The sequence below is a fragment of the Actinomadura miaoliensis genome (genome assembly GCF_039536785.1).
Taxonomy (GTDB): Bacteria; Actinomycetota; Actinomycetes; order Streptosporangiales; family Streptosporangiaceae; genus Spirillospora; species Spirillospora miaoliensis.
Window position 1 is genome coordinate 135,156 of record NZ_BAAAZG010000002.1, and the last position, 6,977, is coordinate 142,132.

Here is a 6,977-nt window from a genome sequence, read left to right on the forward strand (position 1 = left end):
CATGGCGATCATCGCGGTCTGGAACGGTGACGGCCTGGCCGACGGGACGCCCGTCACCACGTCCACCGCCGGCCCGGGCGACACGCCGTTCGGCCTCGCCACCGGCGGCGCCGCCGTCATCTCCGCGTCCGGGTCGCGGCCGCCGCGTATCCAGGTCGACCAGCAGGCGAACACCACCGCTCAGTTCATCTGGCGGTCGGGTGTGTTCGGCACGCGCACCGCCTACGCGGTCCGCGGCTACCTGGAGCTGACCGCATACCCGTCCGTCGGGACGCCGATCCTCAACGCGTACGGCGCGGGGGACACGGCGCTGCGCTGGCGCCTGGACGTCACCAGCGCGGGCATCGTGCGGTTGCGCGACGCGTCCAACACCATCGTCGCCACCGCCCCCAGCGCGATCCCGATCGGTGTCGAGCTGCGCGTCGAGGTCGTCATCAACTCCGGTGCGGCGACCGCCCGCATCTACCAGGGCAACAGCACCTCGGCCCCGCTGGTCGACCTGGCTGGCACCGTCGGTGCCAGCACGGACACTTCCGATTCGCTGCGGCTGAGCAACCCCCAGACGACGCCGATCTGGCCGCGGCACTACTGGGACACCATCGCCCTGTCCGACACCCCCGCCGAGATCGGACCGCCCGCCGGGTCGAGTGTGGAGGGCACCGGCACCATCACCGCCACCGCGGCGACCAGCAGCAGCGGCGTCAAGGTCGGCATGGGGACCGGCAGCGCTACGGCCGAAACGAGCGTCACGAGCTCCGGCGCCAAGCACGCGGCGGGCGCGGGCGCTATCGCCGCATCCGCAGTCGTCACCGGCACCGGTGTCAAGAGCGAAGGGCCGTCCGGCACCGGGACGATCACGGTCACCGCGACGACCAGCGGGACCGGCGTCAAGGCCGCGGCCGGGGCAGGGTCGGCGAGCACGGCGAGCTCGACCACCGCGGCGGGCGTCAAGGGCGCCGCGGGCACCGGGTCGGCCGGTGCGGCTGCGACGTCCGCAGGCCAGGGCGCCAAGCGCGGGATGGGGACCGCCACCGTCACCGCCACCGCGACGAGCAGCGGTACGGGTGAGGCCCGCGGCCGCGAGGCCGAGGGCACCGGCCGCATCACCGCGACCGCGTCCGTGCGCGGCCGCGGGCACCGTGTGAAGTCCTTCCCCTCGGCCCGGCTCGACGTGCTCGTCGAGATCAACGTCGGGGGCGTCTGGACGAACATCACCAAGCACGCCTTCGTCCGCGACCCCATCACCATCGAGCACGGTCGCGCCGACGAGGGCGCCCAGGCCGACCCCGCCAAGCTGTCGCTGACGATCAACAACCGCGACGGCCGGTACTCGCCGAGGAATCCCCTGTCGCCGTACTACGGGAAGATCGGGCGCAACACGCCCATCCGGGTCAGCGTGCCGGACGGCGCCGGCGGCCGCGCGTACCGGTTCGTCGGCGAGGTGTCCGAGTGGCCGACCCGCTGGACGGTCGGCGGACACGACGTGTGGGTCCCGATCTCGGCCGCGGGCATCTCCCGGCGCCTCGGCCAGGGCGCCAAACCCCTCCGCTCGGCACTGACGCGTGCCCTGTCGTCAGTGTCTCCGCGGCTGGCCGGCTACTGGCCCCTGGAAGACGGCACCACCTCTACACAGGTCGCATCCGCGCTGACCGGTGACCCGCCGATGCGGATCACCGGTCCCGTGCAGTTCGGCTCGGAAGGCGCGCCGCCCGGCGGGGCGGGCGCCGCCGACTTCTCCCAGGGCGGAATGGTTTCCGCGAGGGTGGTCCAGCCGACCATCGGCGGCTGGACGGTCTCGTTCGTCCTCACGCTCCCCGACGCCATCGAAGCCGAGGACAGCATCCCGGTCGTCGGCTGGACCACCCCCGGCGCTGGGACGTACGTCCAGTACTACGTCACCGCCCTTACCGGCTCCACCGCCGACGCCGGTTCCTTGATGTTCTACGCCTACACCCGGGACGGCCTTTTCGAGACGCCGCAGATGGTCACGCGTAGCCTCCTCCGTGAGACGGCGCTGGTCACTCTGCACGCCCAGCAGCAGGGCTCCAACATCCGGTACACGTGGTACGTCAACGGCGTGGTGCAGGGCGTCCCGGGCGTCCCGGGCACGGCGACGCTGACCGACACCGCCGGAGCGGTCGCCACGATCAGCGTCAACGACTTGTCGTTCCTCGGGTCGCCCGGGTGGACCAGCCTCGGTCAGGTCTCCCACCTGGTCGTGGCCGGGCCCGGTCAGCTGTCGGCCGTGCACGCCGCCGCCGTCCCCGCGCTGACCGCCTACGCCGGGGAACTCGCCGGGGCCCGCGTCACGAGGCTGGCCGGGGAGGAGGGCGTGCCGCTCCAACTGGTCGGCGCCACCGGCGACACGCCCCCGATGGGCCCGCAGGCCCCGCGGACGCTGCTGGAGCTGGTCGGCGAGTGCGCCGACGCTGACGGCGGCATGCTGCACGACCGGCGGGACGCCGCCGCGCTGCGGTATCGAACCCGCGCCGCCGACTACAACACCACCCCCACCCTCGTCCTGCCGTACTCGACGCTGGCGGCCGACCTGGAGCCGATCGACGACGACCAGCTCATCCGCAACGACATCACCGTCGAGCGCGACGGAGGGTCCTCGGCGCGGGTCGTCCAGGAGGACGGGCCGCTCAGTGTCCAGGATCCTCCGCTGGGTGTGGGGCAGTACGAGGAAAGCGTCACTCTCAACGTCGCCAGCGACGACCAGCTGGCCGACATCGCCGCCTGGCGGCTCCACCTCGGCACGGTCGACGAGGCCCGTTTCCCCGTCGTCACCCTCAAGCTGCACCGGCAGCCGCAGCTCATCCCCGGCGCGCTGGCAACCGACGTACGGTCACGCATCCGCCTGACCGACCTCCCGCCGTGGCTACCGCCAGGCCCCATCGACCAGATCGTCAACGGGTACCGGGAGACGCTGGAGCCGCTGCGGTGGGTGATCGAGTACAACTGCGTGCCCGGCTCACCCTGGCACGTCGGGGCCGTCGGCGACACCACCCTGGGGCGGGCCGACACCGACGGCGCGGTCCTCCTTGCCGACGCCGGCGCCGCCGACACCGCGCTCATGGTGGCGACCACCGCAGGCCCGTACTGGACGACCGACCCCGGCGAGACGCCTTTCGAGGTGACCCTCGGCGGCGAGGTGGTCCGCGTCACCGCCGTCGACCAGGCCATCGCCGACGGCTTCGACCGCACCGTTACTAACGGGTGGGGCACCGCGCCGGACGGCCGCGCGTGGACGACCTACGGCACCAGCTCCCATTTCTCGGTCAGCGGCAGTGCTGCGCGCATGACGATCCCCGCCCGCGGCGTCGCCGACGTCGCCGCGCTGTCCCTCGGCGCGCCCGCCGTCGACGTCGAAACCGTCCTCACCGCTCCCGCTGCGCCGGTCACCGGCGACGCGCTCTACACGTACCTGATCGGCCACTTCGACCAGCAGGCCAACAACTGGTATGCGCTGGTCGTCGGGCTGTTCCCCGACGGCACGCTGGGGGCCCTGTTCGAGGTCAAGACCGCTGGCGTGACCTCGGGATTGACCACCCTGCGGACCATCCCCGGCGTCACAGTCGCCGCGGGCACCTGGTATCGGGTGCGCCTGCGGATCCAGGGCGGCCGCCTGGACGGCAAGGTCTGGGCGGACGGCACCCCTGAGCCGGACTGGCACATCAGCGCGTTCGACAGCCGCCACACCCGCGGCGACGTCGGCGTCCAGGCGTACGTGCCCCCGGCCAACACCAACACGCTGCCCGTCGCGTTCCAGTGGCGGGAGGTCATCGTGCACAACCCGCAGCGGATGACGGTCGTCCGCGCCGTCAACGGCATCACCAAGCCCCACACGGCCGGGGCCGATGTGCGCCTGGCCCAGCCCGCGATCACCGCCCTGTAGGAGGACACACGCGTGCCCACGTATCCCCCGATCGCCGCCGGGCAGCGCATCACCGCCGGTCTTCTGACCGCGATGCTGCCCAACGTGATCGTCAAACCGTCCACGACCGGGCGGGCGTCCACGACCACGCTGACCCTGGACCCGGACCTCCAGACCACGCTCGCACCCGGCGCGCAGTACTTCGTGGAGTTCCACCTCCAGGCCGCCGCCGTGTTCGACGGCACCAACGGCGGTACCGGCGGCTCCGGCGGTGACTTCCGCACCAGCTGGACCACGCCCACGGGCGCCTCCGGGCTGAAAGGCGTGATGGGTCCCAGCAGCAACGCCCAGAACAACACCGCGGACCGGATCACGGCGCGGATGGGCGTGCACGTGTTCAACACCAGCATCATCTACGCCGGTGTCCGCAGCAGTAACGCCAATGCCTTCTACGTCCACGAATGGGGCGTCGTCACCACGACCAACGGTGGCACGTTCGGCCTGAACTGGGCACAAGGCGTCTCTAACGCGACAGCGACACAGCTGTTCGGCAACTCGACCATGATCGTGCGGCGGGTCGCATGAGCGAGACCCCGCCGTCGACCGATACAACGCTGGCGCTGCTGCGCGGCGAGCTGATGACGGCGTTGGCCCGCATCGAGGGGGACGTGCGGCTGGTCCTCCAGCAACAGCAGCAGAGCACGCAACGTGTGGACGACCTCGTCGGCGAGACGCGCCGCCATGACGAGCGCCTGGACGCGCTGGAGCGCACGACGGTCACGCGCGAGGAGCTGGACGCGCGTGAGGCGCGGATGCGCGCGGCGGTGGACGAGCAGGCCCGCCGACGACTCACCATCCTCGGCACCGTCATGACCTGCGTCATGGGCGCCATCTCCGCCGCCATCGCCGCCATCGCGCTCGTCATCAACAACTAGGGAGGACACCCCCTTGGACATCATCAGCCGCAGCGAATGGGGCGCACGGTCGCCCCGCAACCGCCAGACCACCACCTGGTCCCGGCGGACCGAGTTCGTCGTCCACTACTCCGAAGGCCCCACCACCCAGACCCCCCGCCAGATCCAGAACCACCACATGGACGGCAACGGGTGGGCCGACATCGGCTACAACTTCCTGGTCGACGTCCAGGGCCGCATCTACGAGGGCCGCGGCTGGCTGGTCGTCGGGGCGCACGCCCCCGACCACAACACCTCGGGCATCGGCGTGTGCATGATCGGCCGCAACGGGGACGCCACCGACGCGGCCAAGCGCAGCATCCGCGCGCTGTACGACGAGGCGGTCCGCCGCAAGGGCGGCACCCTGCGCAAGTACGGGCACCGCGACGTCACCGCGACCAGCTGTCCCGGCGACGAGCTGTACAAGTGGGTCAAGGCCGGGATGCCCGCGCCCGGCGGCTCGGCGCCGGCGCCCAAGCCGCCGTCCGGTGGCACGAAGGCGCCGAAGTGGCCGGGACGCCTGATCACCCAGCCGCCGATCATGACGGGCACGGACGTCAAGACGTGGCAGACCCAAATGCGCCGGCGCGGCTGGAGCATCACCGCTGACGGCGCGTACGGCCCGGCCAGCGAGGAGGTCTGCCGGGCCTTCCAACGAGAGAAGGGGCTCGGCGTGGACGGCATCGTCGGGCCGAAGACGTGGGCGGCCGCGTGGACCGCCCCGATCACCTAGGAGGTTTCCGTGTCCGCACCTGTCGAGACGAAGGTCAAGGCGGCGAGCCTGTCGGCGCTGGCGGCCGCGTTCGTCGTGTCCTGGGTCGTGGTGAAGGCGCCCGTGCTGGAGGGTGCCTCCGAGGTGCTCCAGGCCGCGGTGGTCGGCGTCATCACGTCGGCGTCGACCGCTACGGCGGGCTGGCTGGCCAGGCACACGCCGCGCCGCATGTAGCCTGGTCGGCGCTGGCGCGTGGGGAAGCGCGTACAGCCGGACGCCCCCGCTCCCGGTTCGCCGGGGGCGGGGGCGTCTTCGTGTGCGGTCAGTGGCAGCGCCCGTCCGTGCCCACGACGGACATCATCACGACCACGCCGCCGGTGATCCACTGGCTGTAGGACGGCCAGCAGCCGGTCTCGATCGCCCGCAGCGCACGCACCGCGCGCTCCCGGCTGTCCACCCACTCGGGCACCGGGTTCATCGCCCGCTGGCACGCGGCGTCCCACTCGGCGATCAGCCAGTCGCGGGCGGCCGCGGGGTCGACGTGGACAGCCGCGATGAACTTGGGCGACTTGATCAGCCAGTCGACCGTCCGGACCGGCGGCCGCTCCGGGCTGGCCACGTCGAGCGTGTCCTGGCGACCGAGACGCTCCCATTCCTGCCCGCTGGCCGACCACCGGTAGCAGTGGTAATGCGTCGGCTGGACGGCCGAGCGCCCGGCGGTGTCAGGGGCGATCTGGTGCGCCACAGTCTCACCCGCCCATGTCGTTGCATTCGGGCGGGCAGCAGGGCTTGCGCTCGCCGTGCCAGAACTCGACGTCCACGTAGTACCCGGTCGCCTCCAGGGCGGGGATGGTCAGCTCCAGCGCCGTCCCGTCCAGCATCGGCTCGTCCTGGAACGGGACGTGGTGGATGTACCGGCCGGCGTGCTCCTGGCAGAACCGAAGGTACGCCTGGGTCCGGAGGATGAAGGCGTGCCACGCCGGGTCGACGGGCACGGTCGGGACGATCCTGACCCAGGGGCGTCCCTCGGCACGGGCCCGCACGATCTCGGCCTGCGCCTTGAGGAACACCAGCGCCTGGCCGAGCATCCTCTCGGCGTACTCCTTGGTGACGTGGTGGTATCGGCGCAGGTCCTCGACGAGGGCGTCGAACACCTCCGCCGGGACCAGCGTGCGCGGGTCCTTCGCGTCGGCGACCCCGACGGGCCGCGCTTCGGTGATGGTCATCGGCTCCATGAGCCTTTCCGGCGCGCTCCGTGTGTTGGTTCCGCGGCCCCGAGTGCGCGCCTGGCCTCGGAGCTTCCGGTGGCGGGGCGGGTTACCGCGCCATGGAACCCGCCCCGCCGTCTGTGGGCCGCGACCCCGGCCACCCCGCACATGAGCCCCGGGGCCGCGGCGTCTGAGGGGCGGCGGCGCGGGAAAGACGACGAAAGCCG

The 6,977-nt window shown here is 72.1% G+C and carries 7 protein-coding genes; 5 read left to right on the forward strand and 2 right to left on the reverse strand.

The window, feature by feature from the left end; genetic code table 11:
* The first annotated feature begins 1 nt into the window (after position 1).
* Genes ABD811_RS05080 through ABD811_RS05100 form a run of 5 tightly spaced genes read left to right on the forward strand, consistent with a single transcriptional unit; the run spans position 2 to position 5,776 of the window.
* Entirely contained in the window at positions 2-3,898 is a 3,897-nt protein-coding gene (locus ABD811_RS05080) for a hypothetical protein (RefSeq protein ID WP_344941489.1), read from the forward strand.
* Between the two features lie 12 nt (positions 3,899-3,910).
* Entirely contained in the window at positions 3,911-4,462 is a 552-nt protein-coding gene (locus ABD811_RS05085) for a hypothetical protein (protein WP_344941492.1), read from the forward strand.
* Entirely contained in the window at positions 4,459-4,812 is a 354-nt protein-coding gene (locus ABD811_RS05090) for a hypothetical protein (protein ID WP_344941495.1), read from the forward strand. The genes ABD811_RS05085 and ABD811_RS05090 overlap by 4 nt, the downstream gene beginning before the upstream one ends.
* 13 nt (positions 4,813-4,825) lie before the next feature.
* On the forward strand, positions 4,826-5,563 hold the full coding sequence (locus ABD811_RS05095) for a peptidoglycan recognition protein family protein (RefSeq protein WP_344941498.1): 738 nt from the start codon (positions 4,826-4,828) through the stop codon (positions 5,561-5,563).
* Positions 5,564-5,572: 9 nt separating this feature from the next.
* Positions 5,573-5,776 carry a hypothetical protein gene (locus ABD811_RS05100; RefSeq protein WP_344941501.1) on the forward strand — a complete coding sequence of 68 codons (204 nt, stop codon included), beginning with the start codon at positions 5,573-5,575 and terminating at the stop codon, positions 5,774-5,776.
* An 88-nt stretch (positions 5,777-5,864) separates the two neighbouring features.
* On the opposite strand, the gene ABD811_RS05105 is transcribed toward ABD811_RS05100, so the two are convergent.
* Complete coding sequence (locus ABD811_RS05105) at positions 5,865-6,287, reverse strand: hypothetical protein (protein ID WP_344941504.1); 423 nt, start codon at positions 6,285-6,287, stop codon at positions 5,865-5,867.
* A gap of 4 nt (positions 6,288-6,291) precedes the next feature.
* Positions 6,292-6,768: a glycine-rich domain-containing protein gene (locus ABD811_RS05110; protein WP_344941507.1), complete on the reverse strand. Its 477-nt coding sequence runs from the start codon at positions 6,766-6,768 to the stop codon at positions 6,292-6,294.
* Positions 6,769-6,977 lie beyond the last annotated feature (209 nt).

Excerpts from the sequence above, each read along its gene's own strand:
- ABD811_RS05080 (WP_344941489.1), top strand. The coding sequence starts at position 2 with ATGGCGATCATCGCGGTCTGGAACGGTGACGGCCTGGCCGACGGGACG.
- ABD811_RS05110 (WP_344941507.1), bottom strand. The coding sequence starts at position 6,768 with ATGACCATCACCGAAGCGCGGCCCGTCGGGGTCGCCGACGCGAAGGAC.
- ABD811_RS05090 (WP_344941495.1), top strand. The coding sequence starts at position 4,459 with ATGAGCGAGACCCCGCCGTCGACCGATACAACGCTGGCGCTGCTGCGC.